Origin of the sequence: Calothrix sp. 336/3 (genome assembly GCF_000734895.2) — a bacterium.
Taxonomy (GTDB): Bacteria; Cyanobacteriota; Cyanobacteriia; order Cyanobacteriales; family Nostocaceae; genus 336-3.
The window spans coordinates 4239563-4254179 of record NZ_CP011382.1 but is presented as its reverse complement, the minus strand read 5'-3'; the positions used below and the strand labels follow the sequence as shown (position 1 = coordinate 4254179).

Genomic DNA, 14617 nt, shown 5'->3' with positions numbered 1-14617 from the left:
TGACTAACCGCCGAAGGCGACAGGAAAAGCTAGTTTTAAAGCTGCTGTTAATAGTAGATTAACTAAGCCCACTGGCAGCAAAAACTTCCAGCCTAAATCGAGTAACTGGTCAATACGTACACGAGGCACAGTCCAGCGTAGCAAGATTGCCAGGAAAATAAGGAAATATGCCTTGAGTACAGTCATGGTGATACCCAAGGAAGCAGTAACAATCTGCAATACAGGGTCAGTTTCGCTGACACCAAACCACCCTGCAAGTAAGTCCAGAGGTACGGGGGATTCCCAACCACCAAGGTATAAGACTGCTACCAAAAGGGCAGAAAGTACTAAATTGACGTAGGAACTGAGGTAGAACAGAGCAAATTTCATTCCGGAATATTCTGTTTGATAACCCGCAACTAGTTCTTCTTCAGCTTCTGGTAAGTCAAAGGGCATCCGTTCACATTCTGCCAGAGCCGCAATCCAGAAAATCATGAAACCAATTGGTTGTCTCCAGACGTTCCAACCGAGAATACCGTAACCTGATTGTTGATTGACGATATCGACGGTACTGAGACTATTAGACATCATGGCGATCGCCAGTACAGCTAATGCCAAGGGAATCTCATAACTAATAGATTGGGCTGCGGCTCGTAAACCACCTAGGAGGGAGTACTTATTATTGGAAGCATAGCCCGCCATCAACAAGCCAATGGGCTGAATACTGGACAACGCAATCCAGAGAAACACACCCATACCCACATCGGTAATGAGAATATTTTGCCCAAAGGGTACAATCAAATAGGACAAAAATACTGGCAGAACCACGATAATCGGACCGAGGGTAAATAGAAATGGGTCTGATTTGGCGGGAACGATATCTTCTTTAAATACCAATTTCAAACCATCGGCGACAGGAGCTAATAAACCCAAAGGTCCAATATACTCAGGTCCGATCCTCTGCTGCGCTGCCGCCGAAATTTTTCTCTCTAGCCAAACGCAGGTTAAAACCCCTACCGTGGCTCCAATAATCATCAAAATCATTGGCAGGGGCATCCAGATGGCTTTGGCTGTACCCGCAGGTAATCCCAAATCCATCAGGGATTGAATAAATGTTCCTTGCAGATCAATTCCTGAATTCATGTTTCCGCTCTTGAAGTCAATTGGAGGCTGAAGCTAGGAAGTATAAAAGAAAAATTCTGGGTACTGTGTCGAGCATCAATAGAAAAATATTCATCCTCAAAATTAAATACCCCACCCCTGTGCACTTTTTTGTGCTTTCAGCTGGTGAAACCCTCCTTTTTCTCTTCTTTGTTCCATCCTCACTTGTAAATAATTGTGAATTTACCCACCAATAATCTTTGCCTTAACCAGCCTTTATTTAAGATTTTTTGCAATTCCCATGCCTAGTATATCCCTGGATGGTTTTCACCCTTCCGGTGCAGATGAGAAATTCTACTTATGGTATGAATTAGAATTCACAAATTTTAGGAATCAGCAATGGGTAATAGGGTGGGGGATTAGAGGAAATTCAGTATTACAGTCATTCATTATCCATTACCCATTACCCATTACCCATTACCTCTGATTTAAAGGAGTGTACTCCATACCATGGAGACCACTGTAAACCTGGGTAGGGCGGAAAATACGGTTTTCAGCCAGTTGTTCTTTCCAATGGGCTAACCAACCAGCAACGCGGGCGATCGCAAAAATTGGTGTAAATAAATCCGTGGGAATTTCCATTTTTCTGTACACCAAACCAGAGTAAAAGTCAACATTCGGATAAATTCCTTTGTGACCTAACTTTTCTGCGACTACTCGTTCCATCTCTTGGGCAATATCGTAATATTTGTCTTGCCCAAACTTGGCGAATAATTGCTCTGCTAAGTTTTGTAAAATTGTTGCCCGCGGGTCTTTCACCTTATAAACACGGTGTCCGAATCCCATAATCTTGGCTTTCTTTTGCAAGCAATCTTCGATGTAAGGGCGAACGTTTTCTACAGAGCCAATATTTTCCAGCATCTGAATTACTTCTTCATTCGCCCCCCCATGGAGAGGTCCTCCCAGAGTTCCCACAGCGCTAGCTACGACGGCATAGGGGTCTGTTAAGGTTGAGGCTGTCACCCTCGCACTAAAAGTGGAAGCATTCATTGTATGCTCGGCATGAAGAATCAAGCACACATCAAAAATCTTCGCAGCCAATGGGTCTGGTTCTTCCTCTGTCAGCATATAGAGAAAGTTGGCAGAATAATCTAAATTATCGTTTGGGCGTACAGGATCATTCCCCTTTCGCATCAACTGGAACGCCGCAATCATTGTTGGAATCGTTGCTAACAGACGCACTACGGCATCCCGAATGTAGACAGGATTATGCAAATCACGGCGTGAATAAAATAAGCCTAAAGCCGCAGCAGAGGCTTGTAGGGCATCCATCGGGTGACCACTTTCAGGAAAGCTTTTCATCATATCGCGGATACGATACTTAATCCGGCGGTGATAGCGTACCTCTTCCTCAAAAGCAGTCAATTCTTCCTTCGTGGGCAACTCACCCCAAATCAGAAGATAAGCAGTTTCTAAAAAGTTACTTTTTTCTGCTAATTCCTCAATCCGGATGCCACGATATTCCAATAATCCCTTTTGCCCATCAACAAAACTAATACCAGATTGGGCGGCAGGAATGCCTTCCAAACCGGGCTTGAATTCGCACACCATCATGGCAACACCATTGCTTTCAAAAAGATTTGCTCAGGCTAAATTACCAGAAATCTTTGTTGCCATAACAGTATCTTTCATCACACGAATTCTGATGGAACCGTGGAACAACTGTTAAAGCAAGTACTTAGGAGGTGTCAGCCAAAACATCTGACATCGACCAAATACTGAGCCTGTTTCTGGTAGCTGTACCCCGATCATACCTGCTTTTTTCAAGACCAACTGTCCCTTTACCTCACCCCAAACCAAAAACTCTGCCCAATTACTTAAATTTGGTTCATGTCCGACCACAGCTAGTTGAGTTGAGGGAGAATAATTTCTGGGTTCTAGCCAGTCTCCAACCCAATCATGGATACTCCCATCGGGCGCGAGATGGGAACATTCTTCAACTTGGGAACTTAATCCCACATTGTGAAGAATTTTTGCTGTCTGCCAAGCTCGTACCAGAGGGCTGGAAGCGATAACATCAAACTGTAATCCCATCTCTTGTAGACGGTGGGCAACTTTCTTGGTTTTTTGCTCTCCATCTTTAGTTAGCTTTCTGGAAGCATCGGAGATGTCTGGATGCTTTTCTTCAGCAATGCCATGACGAATTAGGTAGAGTTCCACAATCAAAGAAATGGTAATGGGTGATAGAAAAATATCCTACACCCTTTGAGCTTACTCCCTACTTACTATTCAGACTGGATTGGATTATCTCTGGGGTTAACTAATCTCAGCAGCTTTTGCTTAATTTGAGCATCGTATACTTCCCATTTCATTTTTGCATAGGCGGAGTTTTCATTACCGCCAGATAAAAATCCCATGGGAATTTCAAAGCCTCCTGCACTAGTGCGCCCACCCCCAAAAAAGCGCCCAGTGCTGTCTCTACCAAAGGCTTCTTTGATAAATTCATCGGGATCTAGGGTGAGTTTGGTTGTTCTCAAGGAGCCGATGACTACTTCTAGCTCCTCATCTTCATCGTGAACGATACCGTAAACTACGGCAGTATGTACGTTTTCCTCTGTGACTAGAAAATCCGCAGCTTGAGGAATAGCATCGCGGTCATCGTAGCGTAAGTAACCAACGCCAGCAATGGAAAAGTTATTTTGAACGATACGGTTTTTTAGCGATCGCTCAATTACGTCCATTACCCGTTTGGAACGGTTTGCCTGCAGAACGGCATTTAATAACTGAGCATCATAAAAGCGACTTAGGTAAGCTGCCGCCATGAAGTCTTCTTCTTGGGCTTGCATGAGGCGATTGGTATCGGAGCGCAAGCCGTGCATCAAAGCGGTGGCACACTTGACGTGTTGAGGAATACTGCTATCTAGAGGCAATAGCCCCGTCTGCAAATATTGGGTGAAAATAGTTGCAGTTGCCCGTACATAGGGGCGGATGTCCAAAAATTCTGACTTTAAATCCCCCTGTAAATTATGATGGTCAATTACAGCTATCAGGGGAATTCTTGCCTGCTGTACTAATGGCATTAGCTGGGAAGTTGTCCCTTGGTTGTCGATGAGGACAAAACCCTGGTACGAGGATAAATCTTTTTCTCGGAAGGTGGGTAGGGTACACCGTTGGGCGGGTAATCCAGTAAGTTTGACTAGGGCGATGTTTTCCTGGTGACTGAGAGTTCCGGCATAGATAATCTCACACTTGATATCGTACTGCTGGGCTATAAGCTGATAAGTCCAAGCAGATGAAAGGGCATCGGGGTCGGGGAAATCCTGAAGTAAAATCAGGTGGCGATCGTGTCGGTGTGCCACCAGAGTGTTACGTAATTCTTCTGCCTTCTGTTGTATCAAAGAAGGGCTACGTTGCATCAGAACAGTTGTCGGTTCAACTGTCGATAACCCACTAATAGATTTTGGCAAGGAGACTTCTGGAGGCTCCTGTTCTATTTCTGGATCATCACTTCCCGAGTCAGAGGCAAAATCTGTTGCCAGTGAGGAATTCTCGAATTTAGTCAAAGAAGATTTAAATCGCATAGATTAACTAAGATGGTCGGTGTGGGGCTGAATTGATTTATCACGGGAAACTACAATCACTTTTTCGATGATTGAGCCACACTTCATGATCTTCGCAAAAAATATGAAAATATAAATATAAAGATGTTCAAGATTCTATACCTGCCTGTTAAAAATCTCACAGCTAAATCAATCATACATAGGAGATGGGCAGATATACTTCTCCCCCTGGAAATGAATATATCGGTTGAGGAATAATTGTATCTAAATCTTTGCCCAGTAAGGATTGTGTCCTTAAATAGGCTTGGCGAAGTAGCAAATCCCGTCAAGCCGGGACAGGAATGAATCCAACATCGCGTCTTGTCATCATAGGAAAAATGCCTGTAGGCAAAGCCGAAACCCAGCTAAAACCTTTTCTTTGAGTTTTTCAGCCCACAACTCAATAACAAATACCCAAAATAAATTGTTTTGCCATTTCCAAAAGTACTTGCGAAAAATTGGATATGTGCTAATATGGCAAAGTTGGTTAATAAATCGTAAAAATTTAGGTGTGCTGATCGCAGTTCCCTAACCAAGAATGGCAAGTAAGACCCTAATCTTGGCTACTATAACCTTGAGAAAGTTTCACTTCAAGCAGGGCTATTTAGTAGATGCGGATAAGATGATGAACACTACATACCTATAACATATTTTTGCCATTCATTGTGAGTACCACTTTTGAGGTGTTTACTGACCTCGAAGTATAAGCTGCTGTATGGTCTACGGGGTGGGTGTCGCAAAGGCATTCGCGCCTCGCTTGGTGTGCGACTACCCTTTTGGACGTTGCACCTGACACAGGCTGTGACTATATTTTCCCAACTATCTCCACCACCCCGCGATCGCGGCATCACATGGTCGAGGGTTAGTTCATCACCTGTGTACCCACAATACTGACAAGTATGACCATCGCGGTGCAGGATGTTCCGACGGGTCAAAGGAATTTCCTTATAGGGAACACGCACGTAATGACGTAAACGAATAACTGTGGGTAATGGAAAATCAGCGTACAGAAACCTACCATTGTGTTCTACTCGCTCTGCTTTGCCCTTAATTAACAAAACAGCAGCGCGACGCCAGCTCGTTATATTGAGCGGTTCGTAAGAGGCGTTTAAGACTAAAACCTTCCCCATTGAGATAGACGCTCAGGCTTTTCATTTTACATATATTAACACATATGCAACCTGTTGTGTTGATGAGAATAATTTATACATTAAAGGAAAGGAAAGTCAGGTGAACAAAATATTTGATTGAGTTGGCGACTTAGCTACTGAGAGAAACAGATTTTCCTCTAGGTGATCGAGGGGAATAAAAGTCCTAATACTTGCCTCAATATTTTTGGGAAGGTAAACTTCCTGATTAATCCAGAGAAACTGATACTTAAATGTATATATAGATAATCTGGAAAGGATTGGTGTGAGTGGAGTGAGGAATTATGTTAAGTCGTGAACAGTCTCAAGGTGTTGTTCCCTACGAACAGTGTGATCCCTATGCTTGGTTTTCCCAGCGTGCATGGGTAGAAATTGATTTAGCAGCTTTGTCGGATAATGTTCAGCAATTACTGAGTAAGTTATCTGTTGGGACTCAGTTAATGGCAGTAGTCAAAGCTGATGCTTATGGACATGGGGCAGTAACTGTTGCTCAAACTGCTATTGCTGCGGGGGCAAATTGGTTAGGAGTGGCAACGGTTCCGGAGGGAATTCAGTTACGGGAGGCGGGGATTAAATCACCTATTTTAGTTTTAGGTGCTACTTATACTCCAGAACAAATCCACGCGATCGCCCACTGGAATTTACAGCCGACTCTTTGCAGCCCTAAACAGGCTTTAGTATTTGCGGATACCCTGGAAGATATTCACTATACCGCACCTTTGTCTGTACATATCAAGCTAGATACGGGGATGTCGAGGTTGGGTACAAGCTGGCAACAGGCAGCTGAGTTTGTGCAGTTGGTACAGCGTTTGCCACGGTTACAAATTGCCAGTGTTTATTCCCATTTGGCAACTGCTGATAGCGAGGATCAGACAATTATGCGCAGACAGCAACAACGCTTCCAGGAGGCGATCGCCCAAATTGCAAGTTTAGGTATCGAAGTACCTTGTTTACACTTAGCTAATTCTGCCGCCACCTTAAGTGATGAGAATTTACACTATGATATGGTGCGGGCTGGTTTATTAGTCTATGGACTCTACCCAGCGAATCATTTGCGATCAGCGATCGCTCTTAAACCAGTGATGCAAGTTAAGGCAAGGGTGACACAAGTCAAAACTATTGCCCGTGGAGATGGTGTCAGCTACGGACATCAATTTATTGCCCCCCGTGAAATGACTATTGCTGTGGTGGGTATTGGCTACGCAGATGGAGTGCCACGAAATCTATCACAAAAAATGCAGGTATTAATTCATGGTCAATTCGTCCCCCAAATTGGCACAATTACCATGGATCAACTAATGATTGATATCAGCACTTTGCCCCATGTGCAGGAGGGAGATATCGTCACAATTTTGGGGCAGGAAGGAGATAAATGTATTTCTGCTGATGATTGGGCACATCAATTAAAAACAATTTCCTGGGAAATCCTCTGTGGCTTCAAACATCGCTTGCCTCGTGTAGCTATCATGTAGCAAAAAAATATTGTTGGCAAAATCTATTTATCTATGGTATGATAAAAAACTGATGCGGATGTGGCGGAATTGGCAGACGCGCTAGATTTAGGTTCTAGTACCGCAAGGTGTGTAGGTTCAAGTCCTATCATCCGCATTTTCTCAAATTTGGAAAAAATAAAGCCTTGGTAACTTAATGGTGATTGCCTAGATTATCACTTTGAGGCTTTTGCACGAGAAATTTTTATGATATCTAAGAAGTTTGTAGATAAGTGGGAAACTAGTTTTCTCTATAGCTATTTATTGAAATAAATATCAGCCAATTTTTGCGAATAGGTGGAAGCTCCTTAAAATTTGGTTATGGGATATGAGTATGGAAGGATGTACTGCGGAATATCTCAAGTATAAATATAATCGAATTGCACTGATTAAGGATTTACAAACACCTGCCTATATTATCAGGCAAATATTTACTGATTATCCCTTTAAGGGAATGTCTCGTGATATTGCAAGGCACCTTAATACCCCTGCGGATATTTTAGAAAAATTATCTCGCCATCCGCAAGTTAGAACTCGTGCCATTGTGGCAGGTAATCTTCGGATATCAGAGGATATTGTAGAACTTTTATTTCAGGATGGGGAACACCGGGTGCGTTGTAGAATTGCCCAAAATCCCCAGACTCCGGAACATCTTCTCAGTTCACTAGCTAAGGACGAAAGTAAATATATTCGTGCCAATGTTGGAAAAAATTCTCAGACTCCGCAAAGGATTCTATGGTTATTAGCTCAAGATAAAAGTCCATGGGTGCGCGCTGGGGTTGCCAGTAATATTTATGTTGAAAAATCGATTTTAGAAATGTTAGCCCAAGATAAAAAAGGTAACGTACTAGCGAATGTGTTACATAATCCCCAATGTAATCCAAGAATTTTAAATATCTTGGTAAATAATTCCCATTTGAATGAGATGAGTCGTTATGAAATTGCGGATAATCCCCTGACTTGGGAAGTGCATTTAAATCAGTTGGCAAGTGATAGTTACGTTTACGTCCGAAGGAATGTTGCGCGTAATCCTGGAACTTCTTTGGAGACTTTAAACAGACTATTGGCAGACAAGATTGATTTTGTTCGCCAGTTTGCTGCACATAATCTGCAACAGAGACAATTAGAGACAGGTGACTCTAATCCACAAAAAAGAGACAATTTTGAGGATGAATAATCACTTGTTAAAAATGAATTTTTATGAAAATTGGGTAATTTTAACTGACACCGACAGGAAAGATAATTTCCTCTAATTTTCTCAATAATTCTTGTTCATTATAAGGCTTGGAAAAGTAGGCTCTCGCTCCTAGCTGAATTGCCAATTGACGATGCTTATCACTACTACGAGAAGTGAGCATAGCAACGGGAATATTTTGGAATTCATGGTTAGATTTTATGCGACCTAAAAAGCCATAACCATCGATTCTGGGCATTTCTATATCACAAATAACAGCCTGTACTTTTAAACCTCCTTGTAATTTTTCAATGGCATCTTGCCCATCTTTTGCTTGTTCCACTTCATAACCACCTTTCTCTAAGGTAAGGGCGAGAAAACGACGAACATTGATGGAATCATCGACAATTAGGATAGTTCCTTTTTGTTCTTGGAGTGGAGTAGTTGAACTCTCGGAGGTAGAGGAAAGAAATACAGTTTTTAATCTGGCAGATGGTAATTGGTTGATACGTTGTGATGGGTTGCGCTCGTTACTGGCAATCCAGTACAGCAGTTCATTGATGCTCACAAGGGCAACCACTCGTCCATCACCGAGAATAGTACAATTACTGAAACCATTGGGCAAGGGAATATTACCTTCGACACGACGGATAGCAACTTCCATTTCTCCCCAACAACGGTCAATTTGGACAGCGACAGGTTGATTGCCCTGATTGACGATTAATACGCTAGAAGCATTGATAGCTGGGGCTGTTTCCAGGCTGGGGTTATCAAAGCGAGAACAGTTAAATTCCAGGTAACGACCAAGACGTATCAAAGGTAACATCTTGCCCTGCCAGTTGAGGACTTCATTCCCTCCCATGGGGAAAATTTGTTTATCTTCTAGGAGGAAAATTTCCGAGATGACATCTGTAGGGAAGGCAAGGAACATCCGGTTACTTTCGACGAGCAGTACTCGTGCCACGGATAGGGTAAAAGGTACGGAGAGGGAGAAAGTTGTGCCCTTGCCTGCAATGGTATCAACTTTAATATCACCACGAATTTGCTTGAGGTTATTACGGACAACATCCATCCCAACACCACGACCGGAAAGTGCTGTAACTTGCTCTGAGGTGGTAAATCCTGGTTCAAAAATCAGGGAGAGTAATTCTTCATCTGTCGCTTGGGATATGAGTGTGGCATCTAATCCCATAGAAAGGGCGCGATCGCGGATTTTATCTAGGGGAATACCTCGCCCATCGTCACGGATAGTAATAATTGTCCGGTTGCTGTGGTGGGTGGCGGTAATTTCAATTGTCCCCTGTTCTGGCTTGCCTAGGGCTTTGCGTGTTGCGGCATCTTCTATACCATGGTCAAAGGCATTACGCAGTAAATGGAGTAAAGGTTCGTTTAAAGCTTCGAGAATACTACGCTCAATGAGAGTATTTGCCCCTGTAACTTGTAATTGGACGTTTTTGCCATATTCCACAGATAAGTCTCGTAAAGCGCGGGGGAAGCGATCGACAACTTCCGAGAGGGGACGCATCCGCACTTGGGTGAGCTTTCTTTGTAATTGTTTGGAGGTTTTGTTTAATTTTCGGGCAATTTGGTCAGTATCATCCACACTTAACTGGATATCTGTTGTCACCTCTTGGACTTGGACAATGGTTTCCATTACCTCCTGGGATAGTAGGTTGAAATCATTGTATTGATCCATTTCTAAGCTATCAAATCGACTAGTGATTGCCGTCGTTTCTGAGTCTTCTTCCTGGGAAAAACTATCTCGAAAGTTGCCTGGGGTAAGACTTCGGTAAGTATTACTTTCAGCGATCGCGGGAACAGATTGTGATAAACTCGTCACCACACCTATGGACATTTGGTCGTAGGCTGTTCTTAATTCTTGGTTTTCTCGTTCGAGTACTTGTACACGCTGGCTGAGATTACGGACTAATTTTCGTAGTCTTTCCATCTGTAAATTCAAGCCATTACGCTGAATGATTAATTCTCCAAACAAATCATTAATCTGTTCTAACTGTTTGCTTGGAACACGTACAGAACTTTCCTGCTGTTCCTTTTCCTTGGGGTTGGCAACGGGTTCAGGTTTATGTTCTTCATAATGGTAATTGCTGACATATTCAGTGGTAGAACTCTCCTCAGTCACAAAGGCAACTGGTTCCAGTTCAATATCACTCAGACGACTTTCCTCAGCAAAAGCTGCTTCTAGAGCCTCAAAATCAGCCGCGATGATATCTTCATCCATCCAAGTCGCAGAGGATGCTGATACTTCTGTATTACCGGGTGGAATGACTATGGGGATGACAACATTGGTACCCAATTCTAGGGATGTGGGTAGTTGTTCCAATTGGTTAGTGATAGCTAGTGCTTGCGATCGCCGCCATGCTTGGAGTGCTGCTTGGGCAATGGTGGGGACTTCTCCTGGTGTTGCTGTTTCTAGATGGTGGCTGATGGATTCACAGAGTTGGGTGAATGCTGGAATTTGCAACATTTCTCCTAAACCGCTCAATTCTGCCGCCATGATGGCAACTTCTTCCTGTAAGCAGGTTTGCTCGTGACTGGCTAACACCGATTCTAGGCGTTGCAAACAGCCTTCGACCTCTGTCTGAAATAATAGGGGAATGATATCTTGCCCATCCTCTGGTGAAAGAATGGTACTAGCATCTTCTGGGGCAGGTTCACCTAAACGGTCGTGTAGTTCCGTAAATACTGGGTAACAAAAAGTTGCTAACCACTCTTCCTCAACAGTATTTCCTTCCAGATGGAGTTCCACAATTTGCCGTTGCCAATCCACCGCCGACAACAGTAAATTTTGTAACTCTGTATCAATTTCTAGGGAATTTTTTTGAGTTTTGAGAACTTTAAACGCATCTTCTAAACGGTGTGCCAAATCACTGAGGGAACGAAATCCCATCATGGCAGCACCCCCTTTAATAGAGTGAGCAGCTCGCAGAGAAGCGTTAATTTTCTCTGGGGCAATGCGACGGCTACTTTCAATCTCTAATAAGACAGTTTCCAAGGTATTCAGGTAATCAGTTGCTTCTTCCAGAAACTGCATCTGGATTTCTAATTCTTTATCCTGCGGCATGATGGTTTTTCCTTAGTCATGAGTCAATAGTCAATGGTGAAGACTCAGATATGATGGACGGATAACAAAGGAGAGAAAATTGCCAAAGCTTGTGGTGGAGCATTTGAATGAATTAATTTCCCCACCTATGTCAGCAATTGCGATATCGCCAATCACAACTGATAAAGCAACAACTAACTCACCTTAAATGTGCCCACAACATCTTGTAATTGCCGGGAAATATCCACAGTTTCCTGTAAGGATTCGGAAACCTGGTGGGAAGATGCGCTGGTGTACTGGGAATTTTCGGCAATTTGTTGCATCAATTTACTAACTATCTGGGATGTTTCTACACCTTGGTTGGTGGCTAAGGAGATCGACTGCACTAAGTCATCAATTTGTCGAGATACATCTAAGATTTGGCTCAAGCTCGATTTAGCATCTTCCACAATTCTTGTACCTTCGACTACCTGGGCAACTCCCACTTCCATGGCTTGTACCACATCGGTGGTTTCCCGTTGGATGTTTTCTACGATTTGTTCAATTTCTTTGGTTGCTGCCGCACTTCTTGCAGCTAATTCTCCCACTTCTTCAGCAACAACTGCAAAACCTTGTCCTTCTTCCCCGGCGCGGGCAGCTTCAATCCCGGCATTAATTGCCAGTAAGTTAGTCTGCATGGAAATTTGGTTAATCAGGGCGACAACACGGGAAATTTGTTGCGTAGATTCACCGAGACGTTTGACTTTTTTGGCTGTTTCCCCAACTGTCGATCGCAAATGGACGATATTTTGTACAGTTAAATCCATTGCCTGTCCGCTTTGGTTTGCAGTTGTACTGGCATTACGAGCTACCTCAGCTGCTTGTTCGGCATTATGGGCGATCGCTGTCATGGATTTGCTCATTTGCTCGACAGCATCCAAGGTGTAGTTAATTTCATTTGCTTGGTTGAGGGCTGTTTCTGCTAGCTGGCGAATGGCTTCACTGTTACTACCCACAGCTTGGTTTACCTGGGTGGCAGTAAATTTGACTTGGGTGACAATATCTCGCAAACTCTCCACAATGGAGTTGAAGAAGTCAGCTACCGTACCAATTTCCCCGGTTGTGACATCCGCACGTACAGTTAAATCACCACTGGCTGCTCCCTCAACGTTGCTCAGAAGTTCCAGTAACTGCATTTGCAGGGCTTCTTTTTGCTGTCGCTCGTCTACGGAGGATTTTTCGGCAATTTGTCTGGCTGCTTCCACCTCTTCGAGCAGTTTTGCTTGTTCAATGGCGTAACCGATTTGAATCGCTAATTGTTTGAAAACTTCAATTTCTGAGGGTTGCCAAATCCTGGGGCTGTCGCAGTGATGGGCAATGAGTAATCCAAGTAATTGCTCCCGGAACAAAATTGGAGCGACAAGATTTGCTTTGACGGCAAATTGTTCCAATATCTGGATATAACATTCAGCGTTGCTGAGATTATGCTCCTCGTAGATATTGCTAATCGCTCTGACTTGCTTATTTTGGTATGCTTCTAGATGTTTCTCCCGGAAGCAAGGATCATAAATTTCTGCTCCTAGAATTTTGGGGAAATTGACACTCACGGATTCTGCAACTACAACCCCTTCCCAAGTTTCAGGATCAAGCTTGTAAACTATAACTCTATCTGTTTTCAGGAGTGTGCGGATTTCTCGAACACTGGTTTGATAAATATCATCTGCCTGTAAACTGCGGCGAATCCGTAAAGTCATGTCCGCAATACATTTGACTTGTTCCGCTTCCTGTTCTTGTTCGGCAATCAGCACCTGTAACTGCTGTGCCATGTGGTTAATATTCTCACTCAGTAAGCCAATTTCATCTTCACTATCTAATTCAATGCGCGTACTCAGTTCGCCCTCACCTAGTTTGACAACTGCGGCAGTCGCATTCAGAATCGGTTGAGTGGCTTTCCTGGCTAACCAAGCAGCGATCGCGGCAACGCTAATAGTTGTCAATCCGGTTCCAAGGGCGATCGCCCAGAGTAATTGACTTTGAGCACTAAAAGCATTGTCTGTATCCCTGGCAAGAATTACCTGCCACTGCAAATCGGGTAAACCATCTAACTTCCGATCTACATAACTTACTAGCTGCTTCTTGCCATCACTTTTATCGACAGTGACAAAAGTTTCCTCTTTTTTGGCTTTGACTAGGTTATCCAAGCCAGGAAAATCTTGAATTGCACTTCTACCTATTTGTTGTTTCTCAGTCGCCAGGAAAAAATTGCCCCTACTATCGATTAAGTGGTATTCCTGCTGATTTTGGGCGTAGTTTTTTACAATATCATCCAGAGATTGAACTGGCATTCTTGCCCGCACAATGGCAATAGTTTCCCTTGTCACACTATCCTTCACAGGTGCTGCTAGATAGATACTGATATTTTGACTAGATTTCGATACTTCTGGTTGACTAATGTAGGGGCGGTTGCTATTTTTCGCAGCTTGAAAATATTCGCGATCGCTATGATTGCCTAAGGTATCCCCCTGAGTCTGCAAAATGGGATTGCCTTGCAAATCAAAGACAGCAATACTATCGTATACTTTATAACTTTGGATAAATTGTTCTAATTGTTCTTGCTTCTCGGTGTTAGTTATGGCTGACTTAACTTTATTGTTAGTTAATATACGTAAATTTGCTAACGTCTGAATATCTGCATAGCGTTCAACCATAAAACGGTTGACTTTATCTGCTAACCCCTGGGCTTCCGCTTGCTGAATTTGGGAAATCTTAGCTGTCATCGATTTATTTGCTAAGGAATAGGCTAATATCCCGATTCCCAGTACAGGTATCGTACCAATGGCGATCGCTAATACAGTGGCTTTTGTGGTTAAACTTAAGCGTTTGAAAGCTTTTGTGAAGCGCTGCGGCAAACTTAGGTTACTGTTATCATCAAATGTCTTATCGTCAACAAAACTCCCTGGATTTTCAGTAATGCTTCCAGGTATAGTCCGCGATTTGCCATTATCTAAATTACTACTTTGAGGAGTATCTGTTTGATTAAACATACCTGGTGATTATCATGAATGAGTGAATGGGAAGCTTTTGAG

The 14617-nt window shown here is 43.1% G+C and carries 9 protein-coding genes and 1 tRNA gene; 3 read left to right on the top strand and 7 right to left on the bottom strand.

The window, feature by feature from the left end; genetic code table 11:
• Positions 1-3: 3 nt before the first annotated feature.
• The 5 genes from nuoH to IJ00_RS17720 all read right to left on the bottom strand — a co-directional run bounded on the left by nuoH (position 4) and on the right by IJ00_RS17720 (position 5809).
• Positions 4-1122 (bottom strand): NADH-quinone oxidoreductase subunit NuoH, encoded by a 1119-nt coding sequence (nuoH, locus tag IJ00_RS17745; protein WP_035155092.1) that lies wholly within the window; start codon positions 1120-1122, stop codon positions 4-6.
• A gap of 435 nt (positions 1123-1557) precedes the next feature.
• Entirely contained in the window at positions 1558-2694 is a 1137-nt protein-coding gene (locus IJ00_RS17735) for a citrate synthase (RefSeq protein ID WP_035155087.1), read from the bottom strand.
• Between the two features lie 111 nt (positions 2695-2805).
• A complete protein-coding gene (gene sixA, locus IJ00_RS17730) occupies positions 2806-3300 on the bottom strand; it encodes a phosphohistidine phosphatase SixA (protein WP_035155084.1) in 495 nt (164 codons plus the stop codon).
• 65 nt (positions 3301-3365) lie between these two features.
• Positions 3366-4661, bottom strand: a complete 1296-nt coding sequence (locus IJ00_RS17725) for a bifunctional oligoribonuclease/PAP phosphatase NrnA (RefSeq protein ID WP_035155081.1) — start codon at positions 4659-4661, stop codon at positions 3366-3368.
• A gap of 650 nt (positions 4662-5311) precedes the next feature.
• Positions 5312-5809: an HNH endonuclease gene (locus tag IJ00_RS17720; RefSeq protein ID WP_035155078.1), complete on the bottom strand. Its 498-nt coding sequence runs from the start codon at positions 5807-5809 to the stop codon at positions 5312-5314.
• 302 nt (positions 5810-6111) lie between these two features.
• Between IJ00_RS17720 and alr the strand changes: the two genes are divergently transcribed.
• From alr to IJ00_RS17705, 3 genes are all read left to right on the top strand, one after another.
• Positions 6112-7299, top strand: a complete 1188-nt coding sequence (gene alr, locus IJ00_RS17715) for an alanine racemase (RefSeq protein WP_035155075.1) — start codon at positions 6112-6114, stop codon at positions 7297-7299.
• Between the two features lie 54 nt (positions 7300-7353).
• A tRNA-Leu gene (locus IJ00_RS17710) sits at positions 7354-7435 on the top strand.
• 210 nt (positions 7436-7645) lie between these two features.
• Positions 7646-8494, top strand: coding sequence for a hypothetical protein (locus IJ00_RS17705; RefSeq protein ID WP_035155072.1), 849 nt, complete (start codon positions 7646-7648; stop codon positions 8492-8494).
• A gap of 40 nt (positions 8495-8534) precedes the next feature.
• Here the strand turns inward: IJ00_RS17705 and IJ00_RS17700 are convergent, their stop codons facing one another.
• Positions 8535-11573 carry a hybrid sensor histidine kinase/response regulator gene (locus tag IJ00_RS17700; RefSeq protein WP_035155069.1) on the bottom strand — a complete coding sequence of 1013 codons (3039 nt, stop codon included), beginning with the start codon at positions 11571-11573 and terminating at the stop codon, positions 8535-8537.
• Between the two features lie 173 nt (positions 11574-11746).
• The gene (locus IJ00_RS17695) at positions 11747-14575 is read right to left on the bottom strand and encodes a methyl-accepting chemotaxis protein (RefSeq protein WP_035155067.1); all 2829 of its coding nucleotides are present in this window, start codon (positions 14573-14575) and stop codon (positions 11747-11749) included.
• Positions 14576-14617: the final 42 nt, after the last annotated feature.

Excerpts from the sequence above, each read along its gene's own strand:
- nuoH (WP_035155092.1), bottom strand. The coding sequence starts at position 1,122 with ATGAATTCAGGAATTGATCTGCAAGGAACATTTATTCAATCCCTGATG.
- IJ00_RS17695 (WP_035155067.1), bottom strand. The coding sequence starts at position 14,575 with ATGTTTAATCAAACAGATACTCCTCAAAGTAGTAATTTAGATAATGGC.
- alr (WP_035155075.1), top strand. The coding sequence starts at position 6,112 with ATGTTAAGTCGTGAACAGTCTCAAGGTGTTGTTCCCTACGAACAGTGT.
- IJ00_RS17735 (WP_035155087.1), bottom strand. The coding sequence starts at position 2,694 with ATGATGGTGTGCGAATTCAAGCCCGGTTTGGAAGGCATTCCTGCCGCC.
- IJ00_RS17705 (WP_035155072.1), top strand. The coding sequence starts at position 7,646 with ATGAGTATGGAAGGATGTACTGCGGAATATCTCAAGTATAAATATAAT.
- IJ00_RS17725 (WP_035155081.1), bottom strand. The coding sequence starts at position 4,661 with ATGCGATTTAAATCTTCTTTGACTAAATTCGAGAATTCCTCACTGGCA.
- IJ00_RS17720 (WP_035155078.1), bottom strand. The coding sequence starts at position 5,809 with ATGGGGAAGGTTTTAGTCTTAAACGCCTCTTACGAACCGCTCAATATA.
- IJ00_RS17700 (WP_035155069.1), bottom strand. The coding sequence starts at position 11,573 with ATGCCGCAGGATAAAGAATTAGAAATCCAGATGCAGTTTCTGGAAGAA.